We start from the raw sequence: 15,774 nt of genomic DNA on the forward strand, positions 1-15,774 counted from the left end.
AAAGTGTATTGCAGGGAGATTTAAAGTATCAAAGCCGCTAGGTTTACGTCGAACCTTAGGCCCAGAACAATCGCATCATCAAGTGCCATGACTCTGTCGCGCTGTGCGAATTGGTCGGGGTTGATAATGTAGTGAACGTTCGGCTGAATTCTTACGTGGTCATTGAGTTGATAACCATAACTTAGCTCTAACATGGTTTGGCTGCTTGCTGGTGTACCAACCCCGCCGTTTATGCTTCTTAATATACGCTGATCCTCTAGCGCTTCGTCACTGTACTGTTGACGGGTAAATACGAAGCCAATGGTATCGTCAGGGCGTGAGGCCAGTGTGCCTCGCAATACAAAGCCCGCTTTTATATAGTAGTCTTCAATCAGCTCGCCCGAAGTACCGGTTAGCACGGCACCGAATAGTGTTAACCCTTCTTTCGTAAGTGGGTTAGGACGAGTAACAGTTTGTTCAAAACGTGCGAATATACCCGAACGACCGTTTCTAACAGCGTAATCATTGCCTGACTGCGCCGCATAGTTGCCGTCCTCATCAAAGACTGGGTCGGTGTAGTCTGCGCCATCGTACCAACCGCCAATTTCGTAGCGTCTTGGAAGTTCGTCATTGTCCCACGTAGTTTGATAGCCCAGAGTGAAGGGCACAACAACACCTGTAGCCTCATTAGTCGCCCAATCGAAGCCGTGATCGCCTAAGTCTTGATGACTGGTGTTATCTTCATAGACGCCGGTATGAAAATATGTTTTTGGCGAAAGCCAGTATTTCGCATGGCCACCCCAACTCGAAACCGGCCACCAAGTAAAGTTACTGGTTCTAAATACAAAGGTTGGGTTCCCACAAGCAGCATTGGTTTGAAAATATTGACAAAGTTCAGAGCCTAAAAAGCTGATATTCGCTACTGTGCGGCCACCTTCCAGTTCTAAATCGCCATCTAAAAACGAGGAAGAAATCGTAAATCGTGCAAGACGGGTATTTTGGCCGCCAAAGATTTCTTGTACGGACGTACTGTTCCCAATGTAGTGCTCGGCTAAGTTTTTGCCGTGTCGGTTTGTCATGGCAATATGGATTTTGGTGTCTTTCCAGCCCGCTAGCGTATTTAAATCTAATTCCCCACCTACAAAGAGCTGACCAGCATAGGCACTGCCTCTGCGTTCACCACCGTCAATATTGGTGGCTGACTCACCCGTATAACTTGCTTGAAAGTCAAACGCGTCTTGAAACTTACTTTGTGATGCTGACGCAGTGGCGGCAACAATGGCGGTGCTTGCGAGGAGCGCTGTTTGCAAGCCTGTCTTACATCCAGAAAAGCGACGGGTAATTGTAGGTGTTTTCATCATTATTCTCTCAATTAAAAATGTTTATCAACCGCAGCTTGTTATGAGCGTGTGACTGATGACATCTATGCATTTGTTGCTAACTCCTTGTTGACGCGAGATAAATCAGAGTTAGCTAACGTTACAACGCGTTAACATATGCTTGTTTTGAACGAAATCTAACTAACCTTTGTTATTAAATCAACCTTGTTTATTTATTTCTTTTGCTACATTTGTGTGTTTTTCGTTAATAGTGGGGAGGTGCGATGGCAATATTTCAAGGTGAGTAGAAAGCGCTCAGTGAGGCTTGCTATCTTGGTTATATTATTGTCTATTAAGAAATTTTCAAAGGACGTTTTATCCGTTTAATAACAGTCACGCATTGTCTGTTATCGGTCGTCTACATATAAAGTCTAATTTTTAACGCAATTTGAAATAAGTAAATCAAATTGATTTATTGACAGGGGTAAAGAGCAATGCTTAAATTGGTTAACTAATTTTTTACAAGCGAAAGGCCGTTCTTATGAAAAACAACGCCCCTTTGGTTTCCAAAGACACATTGATTCCCTTTGTATTGTTAACGATTTGCTTTGCTGCATGGGGTGTGGCTGCGAACATGACAGACCCTTTGGTAAAGGTATTTAGTAAAATATTTACCATGTCGTCTTTGCAATCGGCATTGGTTCAATTTGCCTATTATGGCGCGTATTTTTGCTTAGCCATTCCTGCTGCTTTTATCAACAAGCGCTTTTCTTATAAAACAGGTGTATTGACCGGACTGGGCTGCGCGGCCGCGGGGGCATTTCTGTTTTATCCAGCCAGTCAAACCATGACTTACGGTTTTTTCCTTGCTGCACTTTTTGTATTGGCTGGTGGATTATCCATTCTGGAAACGTCGGCGAACCCTTACGTCATGGCGATGGGAAATCAAAAAAGTGCGACACGCCGTTTAAATCTAGCTCAAGCATTTAATCCCGTTGGTACTAATTTAGGTGTGTTTTTGGCTGCAACGCTTATATTACCAAACCTGAATCAGGCATCTGCACAAGAGCGTGCCGCCATGTCGGTAAGCGAGCTTAAAAACGTGATAGGGGCTGAGCTTGATGCGGTAATGCTTCCTTATGTAGGTATGGCATGTGTACTCGTTTTGGTTTGGGTTGCAATCTTCCTGATCAAAGCGCCAATTCAAGAATCGGTTGAGTCTAGTGTGGAAGACGTTAAGTTGGGCGCTTCGCTTAAGCGGTTAGTAGCCAACAAGCATTATCGTTTTGGCGTTTTGGCTCAGTTTTTTAATGTCGGAGCACAAACGTGCGTGTGGACCTTCACCATCCAATATGCAATGAAAGCGACAGGTGGCAACGAAGTGAGTGGTGGTGAAATTTTACAATACAGCATGATTGTATTTCTAATTTCTCGCTTCGTGATGACGTGGGTTATGCAGTACCTCTATCCAGCTAGACTGCTAATGATCATGTCACTGATTGCCATGGCGCTATGTATCTTCATGACACAGTCTCCTAATTTAGCAGGCGTAATCGCATTGGTATCTATCTCTGCCTGTTTGTCACTCATGTTTCCAACGATTTACGGCATTGCGCTTGAAGGTCTGGGGGAAGACACCAAGCTAGGCGCAGCAGGTCTTGTGATGGCGATTCTCGGCGGTGCCATTATGCCGCTCTTCCAAGCCGCCATTATTGATAGCGCAGGTGTTGTTGTATCATATATTGTTCCAGCTATTTGCTTCTTGCTTGTAGGTGGCTACGGCTACTTCGATATGCGCGCTAAAAAGAGCAGCGCTAAGCCTCAGTCCGATATAGACGCAGATGCCCTTAAAAAGATGGAAATGGGAATAGCTAAATAGTATTTCTTCAGAAACGTGTACGGGGCCAGTGATTCTATCACTGGCCTTTTTTGTATATTGAATACGTTATGTATTCCACTTTTTTGATGAATGCACTCAATTAGTTAACAGCATTTTTTCACCGTATTTTCATCAGTTTAGTGCATGTTGAATATAACTGATTTTTCCCCTTGTATAGCGCAGAACACCTGCTAAAGCATGAACAGCAATCGTATAATTCACCCCTGACAATTTGGGAGTAAAACGTATGCTGGACTATGTGCTCATTGGCATAGCGGTAATGGCATTATTGGGTGTGGTATTTGAAGAAGTGCTACACGTGAATAAAGCCAAAACCACATTATTTTTCGGAACATTCGCATGGATCCTTCTTTTCATAGATGCGAATAGGGGCCCTCACCTAGCAGAGCTCAATGAACACCTCATAGAAAACATAAGCGAAATATCCACCCTCTGGTTATTCCTTGTAGCGGCAATGACTTTCGTTGCTTACCTTAACCGCAAAGGCATGATTGAAAACATGTTAAACATTATCATGCCGCAAAAAATAACCCTCAAAAAACTCATATTCTTTACCGCTATTTTTAGTTTTTGCTTCTCCTCGCTAGCTGACAACATCACAGCGACCTTGGTGTCTATTGCCATGGTTTTATCCTTGGGTTTGCCCTTTAACCAAACCATGCGATTTGCCGTGCTAGTGGTATTTGCGGTGAACTCTGGGGGCGTGTCGCTAATAACCGGGGATGTCACCACTCTTATGATTTTCTTGGATGATAAGGTCACTATAACTCAGCTGCTCTTACTTATTATTCCTTCACTCACAGCAGTACTATTTCTAGCGTTACTGTTGAGTATAGGTATGAAGGGGGAGGTTAAAATAAAAAAAACACGCCATGAACTTAGGCCGGTTGATTACGTAATTGCGGGAATATTCCTGTCCACTATTGTACTGACGTTAATTGCCAATGTGCTTTTTGCTATTCCACCTATGCTTTCGTTTTTAGCGGGTATGGCGGTTATGTTTTTAGTGGCAACCTTTATGGGAGAAGAAAAATATGATGATCCTATCTTGGACTATATTCGCCTAATAGAATTCGACACGCTTCTGTTTTTCCTTGGGGTGTTGCTGCTTGTCGGAATGCTCGATCACATTGACGCATTGGGCGCACTTTTACATGTATATAGCGTAATGCCTTCAACAGGGGCCAACTTTGTGATGGGGGTGTTGTCTTCCATGATAGATAATGTGCCATTAACAGCTGCGTTGTTAAAAGCGGACATTGCCATGTCGACAGCTGAGTGGATGGCGTTCACGTATGCAGTAGGTGTGGGGGGCTCGTTACTTATTATTGGCTCATCAGCAGGTATTGTTACCATGAGTAAGGTTAAGGGCCTGACGTTCGCCAAATACGGCAAGTTCGTGTTGCTTCTTCTTGCAGCGTATAGCGTGGGTTACGCGTTGGTATTGGTAATGGCGAATATGTTTGTTACGGCAAGTTAAGGTGGTGACGTTGCTTTTATAAACAGAACCAATAAAGCGTTTGAGGGTGATAGCCTGTCGCCCTTATGCTTTTTTATATAACGCTCCGAGTACCGTGGCTTTCGAAGCCCCTGTGACTTCAGGCACGTTGCCTGGAATATCATTCATATACGCATGTGCAAACCACGCAAATGCTGCGCCTTCAACGTGCTGTGGATGGATGCCCAGAGCATGGCTGTCTGTTACTACATAATCACTTAAAGCATTGCTCAAGTTATGCATTAATGCTTTATTGAAAGCGCCACCGCCACACACTATAACTTCGCTTTTTGCGCCTTCTTTATTTGTTTTAGGAAAATGCTTCACAATTTCCTGAGCGATAGTGCTACCTGTTAGCGAAAGTAAGGATGCTTGCACGTCTTTAGGGGCTAAATTATTGTTCTTTTCTTCGCTTTGCAGCTCTGCACTAGAAGGGAAGTAATCGGCGAGCGCATTGCTTAACCAATTAATATTGAAATACTCTCTGCCAGTACTTTTAGGCGCAGGCAAAGCGAAGTAATCATCCAGTAAGAGCCTGTCTAACAGACCTGAGTGACAATGCCCTGACGCAGCCCATGCTCCATCTTTATCAAAGCTTTTATTTAAATGAAGACTTATCCACTGATCCATCAAGGTGTTACCGGGTCCGGTATCAAACCCTTTAGGTGGCGAAGCATCTTGTTTTGGCGCAAGCAGTGAAACGTTTGCTATACCGCCAATGTTAACGAGTGCTCGGTGTTTATCATCACTGGCAAATACTGCATTGTGAAAAGCGGGCACTAAGGGAGCTCCTTGACCACCAAGGGCAATATCTTTGCGCCTAAAGTCGGCAATAACATCAATGCCGGTAAGAACAGCGATGGTATTAGGATCGCCTATTTGACAGGTGAAGCCGCGTATGGATGATTCTGCAAAGTGTGCTGACAATACATCGGAATTCGGATGATGACGTACGGTTTGGCCGTGCGAGCCAATAGCCGTAATATCCGAAGGATGTAGGTTGTTTTTCTCAAGCAGCGCTAAGGTGACCTTTGCAAAGGTTTCAGCAACCAGTCTATCAGCGATGGCCAAACTGTTAAGTTCATCAGGACCTTCACTACAAAGTGCATTGAGTGCAGTAAGTAATTCGGCAGAATAAGGAATTGAATGGGCGGCGAGGGTGGTGCAAGACGTTTGCGAGATGTCGCACAGGACGGCGTCGACGCCGTCCATGCTAGTACCTGACATCAGGCCAATATATTTTGCCATTTAGTCGTCGCTATTTCATTGCAAGCATAATGCGCTTGTTATTATCTAGCTGCTCTTGGCGTATTGCGGCAATTTCCATAAACCTTTCTTTCTCTTCCTTAGCAATAGGAAGCGCCTTCGGTAGTTCTACCGTTCGTGGGTTTCGGTGAACACCATCCACTAAAAACTCATAGTGAAGATGGGCGCCAGTAACCATACCTGAACTACCTAAATAGCCCACGGTTTGGCCTTGCTTAACCGTATCTCCCACTTTCACTGCACGCTTTTTAAAGTGAAGATATTTGGTTGTGTATTTCTCGCCATGCTGAATGAAAACATGGTGACCGTTATATTTATCGTATCCGGCTTTAATTACCTTACCGTCACCCGCAGCCATAATTGGCGTACCAACCGCAGCAACATAATCTGTACCGCGGTGCGCTTTCCAACGCTTTTGCACGGGGTGGAAGCGAGCTTTTGTGAAGTTAGAGCTTACATATCTAAAATTCACTGGCGCACGCAGGAAGCTCTTACGCATACTGCGCCCTTCAGGCGTGTAGTATGTGCCATCTTCGTGAAGAATAGCGCTAAAATGCTCGCCTTGGTTGGTAAACTCCGCTGCAACGATGTCGCCGTAACCGACAAATTCACCGTCGATGTATTGCTCTTCGAATACTACGTTGAACGTATCGCCAGAACGGATCTCAATGGCGAAGTCGATATCCCAGCCGAAAATACCCGCCAAATTCATAATTTGGTTGCTGGTTAAGCCTGCATCACTGGCGGCGTTCCAAAAGCTTGAGTGAATTTCACCTTGGGCGAAGTTGTAGCGAATGTCTACATCTCGCTTTTCAAGCTCAGCGGTTAAGGCGCTGTTCTCATCCGACGATTCTGGACGTACAAACAGGGTTTCAGTCGAAGACAATTTGTACTTTAGCTCGCCGAAGCTGCCGTCTTTATTCGCTTTAAACGATAGTTCATCGCCGGGCAATAAAGTAACCAGCGTTTTTGTTAGCTCTCCTGCCTGCGTTACGTTATATACGTCACGCGAAGTGAAGCCAGCACGCTTAAATAGCTTTGCTAATGTATCGCCACTGCGCACCTTGTACGTCTGCCATGAAGATTCTTCTTCACCAGAAAATACATTGGTTGACGGCGCAATATGAAGCTCCACCGGATAGCGGACACCCGCATCCAGAATGTGTGCTTCTTGATGGCGACTGGCTTCTACTGGTTCACTTGGAAAAAGAATAAGCCCACCCAGAAATAAGCTAGCTACTGCTAACCCAGTTCTGTGCTGTTTCGGTAATTTTTTAAATAAATTTAGCGCTTTAGAAGCGTCTAATTTCTTTCTCATACTACTGCCCACCTGAGAAATGTTATGTGCACAACACTATTTCACATACGTTGCTTAAAAATGCAACTTTTCTCATTATATTGTTAGCGCAAATTGTTACACCCAATAGCTCTTATCATGAAGACTATTTCTTGAGATTACTGAATACAGTCCACGATAATTCAGCACTCTAATTCTACGTTAAAAACTGTTGGGTTTAACAACATGACTGTTTGTAATCCGTTTTTTGACGCGCAAACCTTTTAATGGTTCCGTTGTACGCGTAAAATGCCCGCCAATATTGAATATACAGTTTTTTTTAGAGTGTGACGTACAAATGAAAGATTGGCAAACAGCGCTAGCTGAGATTAAACGGGGCGTTGATGAAATACTCCCCGAAGAGGATTTAATTGAAAAACTAAAATCCGGCAAAACCCTAACCATCAAAGCGGGTTTTGATCCAACTGCGCCTGATCTGCATCTTGGTCACACTGTGTTGATCAACAAGTTGCGTACATTCCAGCAACTAGGCCACAAAGTTGTTTTTCTTATTGGCGATTTTACTGGCCTAATTGGCGATCCTACAGGTAAAAATGTAACACGCAAGCCTTTAAGTAAAGAACAGGTATTAGAGAACGCGAAAACGTATCAAGAACAGGTGTTCAAGATCCTTGATGAAGATAAAACGGAAATACGTTTTAACTCAGAGTGGATGGATGGCCTCGGCGCGGCAGGCATGATTAAACTTGCGGCTAGTCAGACCGTTGCACGTATGCTTGAGCGTGACGACTTTAAAAAGCGCTATAACAACGGTCAGCCAATTGCTATTCACGAGTTTCTGTATCCGTTAGTGCAAGGTTGGGATTCTGTTGCGCTAGAGTCAGACGTTGAATTAGGTGGTACTGATCAGCGTTTTAACTTGCTAATGGGTCGTGAGCTTCAAAAAGAGCAAGGCCAAAAGCAGCAATCTATTGTAATGGTTCCGCTTCTAGAAGGTCTAGACGGCGTTCAGAAGATGTCTAAGTCTTTAAACAACTACATTGGTATTACAGATGCGCCAAACGATATGTTTGGTAAAGTGATGTCTATTTCTGATGATTTGATGTGGCGTTACTATGACCTTCTAAGCTTCCGACCGCTAGAAGAGATTGCTGAGCTTAAAACTCGCGTTGCTAACGGTGAAAACCCACGTGATATTAAAATCATGCTGGCGAAAGAAATTATTGCACGCTTCCATGACGACGCAGCGGCAGAAGGCGCGCATCAGGACTTTATTCAACGTTTCCAGAAAAACGCTATTCCTGACGACATGCCCGAGCTTGAAATTGCATTAAGTGATGAAGGTATTGCCATTGGTAATTTGTTGAAAGAAGCTAACCTTGTAGGTTCGACTTCAGATGCTATGCGCATGATTAAGCAAGGCGCAGTTAAAATTAACGGCGATAAAGTGGAAGACACCCGCTTAGTAATCACCGAAAAAGGTGAAAATGTGTATCAGGTGGGTAAACGCAAGTTTGCGCGTATTACGCTAGCCTAATGTTTTTCTGATAGTTTTTGAAAGCCCGCTTAGTTAAGCGGGCTTTTTTTTGCCTGAAATATAAGTACTAGTGGATAGTAGGGCGATTATTTTTTTAGAAGGCCCTAACTACTCATACAAAGTTAAGCATCAAGCCAAATTTGAAAGTGGGGGATATTGGCTTTAACGTTTATAAGTAATTGTCGTTAAACGTTTTTTATTTTTCTTACTTTTTTTTGAAAAAGTTTGTCAGGATTTTGCAATCGCTATCGTCTATAGGGGAAAAATCAATCAATAAACCCAACTGTACGATAAGCAGTTAACGCGTAGCAGGCTGGGATGAAAAAACAGTGAAACTCAATACTAACGCTTACGCAATGCAAAGGATAAAAACATGACAACGGTAACTTCTGCTCGTGCAACATACCATCAAGCTAACAAGAGCCTTCCTGCGAAGGAAGCGTTCACATGGCTGAAAGAGGGGTGGCAGCTTTTTATAAAAGCACCTTTCAAATTATTGGGGCTTTCTTTTGTTACTTTATTTGCCGCGGGGCTCATTCAAGCACTAGCAGGGCCAATTGGCTTAGGCATATCTAAATGGGTAGGTCCGCTTCTGGCTGCCGTGATGTGGTTGGCCATTGCCAACTTAGCAGAGAACAACAAGCTGAGATTGTCGGGCGGTACCCTGCGCTCATGGACAAATGTCGCTTTGTGGAGTTTGACCGGGCCAGTAATCGCGTGGATCCAATTTCAAATTGGCGCTATGTTAATGGGCGCAGATTCAGTGGCGGCGTTAGCGAAAATAGACGATATGAAATAGCTGAAAGCTATACCGTTATAATTCAAGAATAGGAGCGAAGCCCCCATAAATAAGGCGCTTACCGTCGAAAGGCATGGGGTTTTCGTTTTCCTGCATTCTTGGATCTTCCATCACCTTTTTCCAAGCAGTATCACGTACTTCCTTTGAAGGCCAAAATGCAATGGAAAACACCACGGTTTCATTTTCTTTGGCTTTAACAGCCATCGGGAAAGACGTGACTTCCCCTTCAGGGACATCGTCACCCCAAGCTTCAAGTATTTTAGTCGCACCATACTCTTTAAAAATATCGCCAGCGAGTTTGGCGTGCTCAATGTATAACGCTTTATTTTCAGTGGGAACGGCTACAGCAAAGGCATCGATATATGACATGAGGTGACTCCGTCAAAGAATAGATACCTAAAATAGCCTAATTTATAGACAGTATGCAATGCTTAACTTTAAGGTGAATCGTAATTTATAACCATTACTAGCGTTCAGCTATTTTCGCCCATTGGTACAAGCCATGCAGTGCTAGCCTTTTTGCTTTTGCAAAGGGGTAGGTTTTCAAAGGAGAACGATAAAGGGGAAGCGATAAATCGACGTCATTGCTACCCATCATACGTTGAGCAAGTCGTTGCCCTGCAAACGCGGCAAAAGAAACGCCCGAACCGCAATACCCCATGGCGTAACCGATATTACCGCTAGAGCGGTTTAAATTGTTGCCGCTTACCTCATTGTCGATGAAAATCCGCGGCATATTGTCTAACGATACACTTACCCAACCACTCCAAAAATAATCCATGGCTATACCGCTAAGTGAAGGGAAACTTTTTACCATAGCGCGGTATAGTCGCTGTTTCTCTGACGCGTTATCTGCATCTTTACCTTTTACGGCACCACGACCGCCGAATAATAATCTGCCATCTGGCAAAACACGGTAGTAGTATTTCATCATCCGTGTATCCATAAAGCTCATTGGCGTGGTTAGGCCAGACTTTGCGCGCTGTTCGCTACTCAATGGCGCAGTGACAAAAATGCTCGACTGAACAGGAAATTGCTTATTGTCTACGCTGTCATGAAAGCGCTTAGGGGTATAAGCATTAGTAGCAATGAGTATGTGTTTGGCCGAAACTGACCCGCTGGGTGTTGCGACAACATATCCGGTCTTGTGCTTTTCAATGCGAATGGCTGGCGAGTCGTAAAAAAGCGTTGCTCCAAGCTCCTTTGCTACTCTTGCATATTCGCTTACTAATTTTAAAGGGTGTAAGCATGCACCCTTTAGCTCAACGCCACCATACGCCCCTTCAATACCAAAGCGCGCAATAAGGTCTTTTTCACTAAGTGGAGAGCTCGGCACATTGAAGTGTGACTCAAGATGCTTAGCACTGGCACAGAGTAGTTCGGCTTGCTTTGGGTTACGCGCCAGTTTTAAATAGGGTCCTTCTACCAAATCGACCTGCATATCAAAGTCTGCAATACGTTGTTTAAGCAGGTGTACCGCGCCATCAAACTCGCCCTGCATAGCTTTGGCGGTGTCACGACCCCACTTGTCCTCTATGGCGCTTAAGCTCAATCGGCCGCTACCCGAGAGGATAAAGCCTCCGTTGCGGCCCGCACAGCCAAATCCCGGTGAATTCGCATCAAGTAGCGTGACTTCTTGTTTCGCTTGAGCAAGTGTGATGGCAGCTGAAAGACCGGTATAACCACCACCAATGACGAGGTACTCAGTGTTTACCTTCTTGTTTAAAGGCGGCAGTGTTGGTGGTTTGTGTGTGGCATGCCAGTAGCTGTTTGCCGCGGGTAACATTGATGAAACGCCGCGTGAAATAAGAGGATCGTAGGTCATAGAATAAAAACGTTTTTACCTTTGGCGTACTTATGGGGCTTGAAATTGAAGTAGCATTTCCGCACCTTCACACTCGCAATAACCCTCGCATACAGGGCAATCGTAGCCTTCGTGAATAGATGCGTAGCGCCATTTATTGGGGTGCTTCTTTATAAGCTGCCCCCCATTTTTAGTGAAGTACTTAAATGCGCTGTTGCCAGGGCTTGCCAACCAAATATGTGCTAAACCCGCTTCTGCTCCTTGAATTTGCGCACATTCAATCGATTTACTTAATAGTCTGCTGCCAATTCCACAGCCCTGCATTGCGGGGTCTACCGTATTACATTTGAAATAACATACGGTATTTGGATCTACTGGCCAAAGGGAAGGGCTGCACCACTCATCTGCTTCCCATTGTGTATGCGCAAAGGTTAGCCTGAAACCAACAACCTTTTTTTTGTATAGGGCTACCCAGCTAGCATTAGTATTGCCAACAAAGCTCTTTGCATAGTAATCAGCAAGTAGCTCGTTGGTTAGGTAGTTATCTCCGTGCACGTGATTACCAAGAGCAATCACCCCTGCAAAAAACTCAGGCGCTAGAGACTCGTAGCTGATATCACTTTGAATTATGTGGCTCAAATGATTTGTGGGCTTCATACTTTTTCTTTACGCGGGGCGTTTTTCATCCCGTCAAGGTGCACATCCAAGGCTTCAACTGATATCAATATTTCTCTTACCGACATCCATAGTGAATACAGAAGTGATACTAAACTTGCAGCAAACACCCAATTTCCTACCTGTTGATAGGTGAGGTATATCGCTAGCATGGATACTACACAAAGAAAAAAACTACCCACACCTGCTATTTGCATTCGCTTAATAAGTTGAATACGTAATCGAAGGTTTTTTATTTGTGCTTGAGTATTCTCATCTCTCTCTTCTTTTGAAAAGTTTCGGATAATAGTTGCAAGCGTTAAAAAGCGATTGGTATAGGCTAGAAGCAATAAGGAAATCGCCGGAAATAACATGGCCGGAGTAGCAATATCTATTTTCATGGGTGTTTCATACAATCGTCGAGTAAAAAGAGTGTATCACAGGGGCTCAGTTACACACAGTAATCAGCCAAGAGGTTGAACTTACAACATCTTTAGTGCCAAAGACTAATACGAAGGAGAAGGCGGAATATTGAGTCTACATTCGGTCAACTGTCATGCCAGCGGCACTCCAGCCTAACATATCGCCTTCTAAATGCATGACTTCAGAAAAATCGAGTTCTTCCAATACTTTCATTGCCAGTTTGGCTCTTCTGCCTGAACGACAATAAATGATAATAGGCTTGTTTTTGTGGCCTTCTAATTCGCTAAGGTAGTCATTGATATTTTCATGGGGCATATTTACTGCGCCAGGAATGTGACCATCGGCGAATTCTTGCGGAGAGCGAACATCAATAAGGAGCCAGTCGTTGTTTGTAACTCGCTCGATAAGGTATGGTGATGCGGCAACAGAGGCTTGCGCGGTCGCTTTCGCTGTGCACTGAAGCGACACAAACAATGCAACACTGATAACAACTAGAAAACCCGCAACAACAATCCGCATGAATAAAAACTCTTACCTTTTTATAGAAGATTAGAACCTGCTCTTATTCTGTTACACAAACGCGCTTAAATTGAGCCAAGTCGGTGTGTATCAATTGAAAACAGTCCAGCAGGTCTAGACTTAAGTATAACGCTTATGCGCTTTCTTTAATACCTTTACAGAGTACTTTTAGTTCATTTATTAATCGCAATGAAAACCGACTGGTGACGTCTGGATCCACAACAATTAAGGGGGCTTTGAGGAAAGAGCGATGATCACGCCAGAATACCTCAAGTTCTGAATGCGTACTTTTAGATGCCGCAATGAGTGCATGAGGTTGGCGAGTAAGTACATCTTTTAATGCGACTTGAGGATAGTCTACAGGACTGTCTGCAAATAATGTTTGAGCACCACACACATTCAGCAGTTGGTTACCCCACGCGTTGGGACCGATGGTCATAAGTGGAGCAGTCCACGAATAATAAAATACTGGTATAAGCGAGGATTTGTCGTATTTACTTCGAAGTTCGGCTAGTTCGTTGAGAAAATCATTGGAGAGCTGGGTCGCCTGCTTTTGCGTATTTGTAAGTGCCCCAAGCCTTTTAATTTCGCTGGCTATATCAGTGATATTTTCGACCTTGCTGCTAAATACGTTTAGACCCATCGAGGAAAGCTTATGGATATCTTGCGGCTTATTGCCTCCATCCCATGCAAGAATTAAATCAGGTTCTAACGCCACAATGGTAGCGATATCGGCACCTTGAAAATCCGCCACCCGCTTAATATTTTTCGCGGCGTCAGGATAGTCGCTATAGTCGCTTACACCTACAAGGTTAGGGCCTAAGCCCAAACTAAATGCCCATTCGGTAAGGTGGGGCGCAAGGCTGACTATCTTTAGCTCGACGGAATTTGATAAGGCGCTTGATTCCGAGCTTGGTGCAACATCGGCAGAAGCAAATTGATCTGAATGAGCTAGGTGCTTTGTCTCGGCATCTGATTCTGAGTTAGCAAATGTGAGAAGAGGTAAATAGCTTAAAATTACAAAAAAAATGGTTTTCATCATAACTGCTGTTTTCATTAGGCTACGGCCATTGCCAGCATAGCTAACGATGCGAAGGCGCTAACCGCAATCATGGCATGAGTAACCGTATTTTTGGCTGTCAACATGTGAGAGTACTTTACCTCGTTAGCGCCTCCCACGCGGGTGTATCGAATCTTCTTGTTGGCATAAATTGCTGGGCCGCCGAGTTTAATATCAAGCACACCGCCCATAAGTGCAAGCAGTAGCGACGTTTTATCTTTCACTGGGGAGCGCTTTATGGCGCGAAACCCTTTAATAGGATGGCTGACCAGTAGTGTTGCTAGACCACCAATGACCGCGGGCGGCATATTAAGTAAGTAAACAAGATTGCGTACGGGTTTGGCAAAGAAAGTCATTGCAGGGGTTCGGTAATGCCACTGCCAAGATGTGAGCAAAAGCAATCGATAAATGAGTGCGCCTATGGGGCCTGCCACTACAAAGTAGAAAATAACGCCGCAATAAAGATAAAGAAACTTCAGCCATAGCGATTCTATCGCGGCTTTGGCAATTCCTATATCGGAAAGTGAATCGCATTGACGTGCAGTAATGGTTTGCGCCATTTCACGTGCGAGGGATTTTTTATTTCTTCCCACACTCGCCAGCACTTTTTTGTACTGTTGACGCTGGTAACCGTAGTCGAGCAGTGCGACAAGAATAATCGCCTCAAAGAATACGGGGTATTGGGCCATGTACACCAAGATGGCAACACATACTACCAATGGCGCAAGAAGAACTAGGGCGGCTAATGAGCCTGAAATATAGTGCTGAGACCTACCGTATTCGCGAGAGGGCACCACTTTGCGCCCCATTTGCTGAACGAGGTAGCGCATGAGCGTTAATGGATGAGTACTTTGGGGCCAGCGCCATAATGCGTCAACGGCGATAGCCAGCCAAAGTACGAATAGCGACTGGTATTGCGGGTCGCTAATTACCTCTGTCATCTTATTTTGCGAGAGCCTTAATCATTGCCATAACTAATTGTGCTGAGTGTTTAGCGGCAGTGTCTAGATACTCTTTAAAGCTCACTGACGACGTTTTTCCTGCAATATCCGACAATGAACGAATGACAAGGAAAGGCGTGTCGAGCATATGGCAAGTTTGACCTATAGCTGCACCTTCCATCTCAACCGCTTTCATGTCTGGGAAGTTTTCACGCAGTTCTGCTACAGCTTCGTCGCTACCGATAAACGCATCGCCCGTACAGATTAAACCTGTTGTCGACTGAAGCGACGTAATGCCTGTGGCAGCACTACGAGCGGCTTCCATTAACCTTGTATCGCAACGGAAATTTTCAGGCATACCTGCGCATTGACCGAGCTTGTAGCCAAAATGGGTTAAATCGGCATCATGGTGAATAACGTGACTGGCGGTCACTAAATCACCGATGTTTAGATTCTTGTCGAAACCTCCGGCAGAACCGGTATTGACAACAGCATCAGGGGCGTACTGTTCGATAAGTACAGTAGTAGCAATTGCTGCAGCCACTTTACCAATACCGCATTTTACTAGCACCACTTCTATGTCGTTAAGTGTACCTTCGTAAAACGTCAGGTGCTTCCACTGGGTTTCTTTTACATTCCAAAGTGACGCTTTAAGTAGCGCAACTTCTTCGTCCATTGCACCTAAAATACCAATTTTTTTCATAACTTTACCGACGGTGTTGAGGGAGTTTAACGAATGGATTAATTGTATAAGGAAAATGGGCAAACTGACAGAAAA

Annotated in this window: 15 protein-coding genes; 4 read left to right on the forward strand and 11 right to left on the reverse strand. The window is 44.4% G+C overall.

The window, feature by feature from the left end:
• Positions 1-20: 20 nt before the first annotated feature.
• Positions 21-1,340, reverse strand: coding sequence for a carbohydrate porin (locus QME20_RS06420; RefSeq protein ID WP_171337877.1), 1,320 nt, complete (start codon positions 1,338-1,340; stop codon positions 21-23).
• Positions 1,341-1,839: 499 nt separating this feature from the next.
• On the opposite strand from QME20_RS06420, the gene fucP reads away from it, so the two are divergent.
• Positions 1,840-3,177: an L-fucose:H+ symporter permease gene (fucP, locus tag QME20_RS06425; RefSeq protein WP_014950563.1), complete on the forward strand. Its 1,338-nt coding sequence runs from the start codon at positions 1,840-1,842 to the stop codon at positions 3,175-3,177.
• A 247-nt stretch (positions 3,178-3,424) separates the two neighbouring features.
• Positions 3,425-4,678: an SLC13 family permease gene (locus QME20_RS06430; RefSeq protein ID WP_014950562.1), complete on the forward strand. Its 1,254-nt coding sequence runs from the start codon at positions 3,425-3,427 to the stop codon at positions 4,676-4,678.
• 63 nt (positions 4,679-4,741) lie between these two features.
• On the opposite strand, the gene QME20_RS06435 is transcribed toward QME20_RS06430, so the two are convergent.
• Together QME20_RS06435 and QME20_RS06440 are read right to left on the reverse strand one after the other, a co-directional pair.
• On the reverse strand, positions 4,742-5,944 hold the full coding sequence (locus QME20_RS06435; RefSeq protein WP_075176841.1) for an anhydro-N-acetylmuramic acid kinase: 1,203 nt from the start codon (positions 5,942-5,944) through the stop codon (positions 4,742-4,744).
• 10 nt (positions 5,945-5,954) lie between these two features.
• Positions 5,955-7,280, reverse strand: a complete 1,326-nt coding sequence (locus QME20_RS06440; protein WP_014950560.1) for a peptidoglycan DD-metalloendopeptidase family protein — start codon at positions 7,278-7,280, stop codon at positions 5,955-5,957.
• 316 nt (positions 7,281-7,596) lie between these two features.
• On the opposite strand from QME20_RS06440, the gene tyrS reads away from it, so the two are divergent.
• Both tyrS and QME20_RS06450 read left to right on the forward strand, forming a co-directional pair.
• Positions 7,597-8,796, forward strand: coding sequence for a tyrosine--tRNA ligase (gene tyrS, locus QME20_RS06445; protein ID WP_014950559.1), 1,200 nt, complete (start codon positions 7,597-7,599; stop codon positions 8,794-8,796).
• A 373-nt stretch (positions 8,797-9,169) separates the two neighbouring features.
• A complete protein-coding gene (locus tag QME20_RS06450; RefSeq protein ID WP_239239648.1) occupies positions 9,170-9,595 on the forward strand; it encodes a hypothetical protein in 426 nt (141 codons plus the stop codon).
• A 15-nt stretch (positions 9,596-9,610) separates the two neighbouring features.
• Here the strand turns inward: QME20_RS06450 and QME20_RS06455 are convergent, their stop codons facing one another.
• From QME20_RS06455 to QME20_RS06490, 8 genes are all read right to left on the reverse strand, one after another.
• Complete coding sequence (locus QME20_RS06455) at positions 9,611-9,964, reverse strand: DUF1428 domain-containing protein (RefSeq protein ID WP_014980153.1); 354 nt, start codon at positions 9,962-9,964, stop codon at positions 9,611-9,613.
• 97 nt (positions 9,965-10,061) lie between these two features.
• Positions 10,062-11,420, reverse strand: coding sequence for an FAD-dependent oxidoreductase (locus QME20_RS06460; protein WP_281715643.1), 1,359 nt, complete (start codon positions 11,418-11,420; stop codon positions 10,062-10,064).
• A gap of 30 nt (positions 11,421-11,450) precedes the next feature.
• The gene (locus QME20_RS06465; RefSeq protein WP_039226178.1) at positions 11,451-12,056 is read right to left on the reverse strand and encodes a GNAT family N-acetyltransferase; all 606 of its coding nucleotides are present in this window, start codon (positions 12,054-12,056) and stop codon (positions 11,451-11,453) included.
• Positions 12,053-12,454, reverse strand: coding sequence for a DUF2721 domain-containing protein (locus QME20_RS06470; protein ID WP_014950552.1), 402 nt, complete (start codon positions 12,452-12,454; stop codon positions 12,053-12,055). The genes QME20_RS06465 and QME20_RS06470 overlap by 4 nt, the downstream gene beginning before the upstream one ends.
• A 136-nt stretch (positions 12,455-12,590) precedes the next feature.
• Positions 12,591-12,995: a rhodanese-like domain-containing protein gene (locus QME20_RS06475; protein ID WP_281715644.1), complete on the reverse strand. Its 405-nt coding sequence runs from the start codon at positions 12,993-12,995 to the stop codon at positions 12,591-12,593.
• A 133-nt stretch (positions 12,996-13,128) separates the two neighbouring features.
• Entirely contained in the window at positions 13,129-14,052 is a 924-nt protein-coding gene (locus QME20_RS06480; protein ID WP_170826515.1) for a cobalamin-binding protein, read from the reverse strand.
• Complete coding sequence (locus tag QME20_RS06485; protein ID WP_061095782.1) at positions 14,052-14,996, reverse strand: cobalamin biosynthesis protein; 945 nt, start codon at positions 14,994-14,996, stop codon at positions 14,052-14,054. The genes QME20_RS06480 and QME20_RS06485 overlap by 1 nt, the downstream gene beginning before the upstream one ends.
• Position 14,997: 1 nt before the next feature.
• A complete protein-coding gene (locus QME20_RS06490; protein ID WP_281715645.1) occupies positions 14,998-15,699 on the reverse strand; it encodes a 5'-methylthioadenosine/adenosylhomocysteine nucleosidase in 702 nt (233 codons plus the stop codon).
• Positions 15,700-15,774: the final 75 nt, after the last annotated feature.

The sequence above is a fragment of the Alteromonas sp. CyTr2 genome (genome assembly GCF_947311905.1).
Lineage (GTDB): Bacteria > Pseudomonadota > Gammaproteobacteria > Enterobacterales > Alteromonadaceae > Alteromonas > Alteromonas macleodii.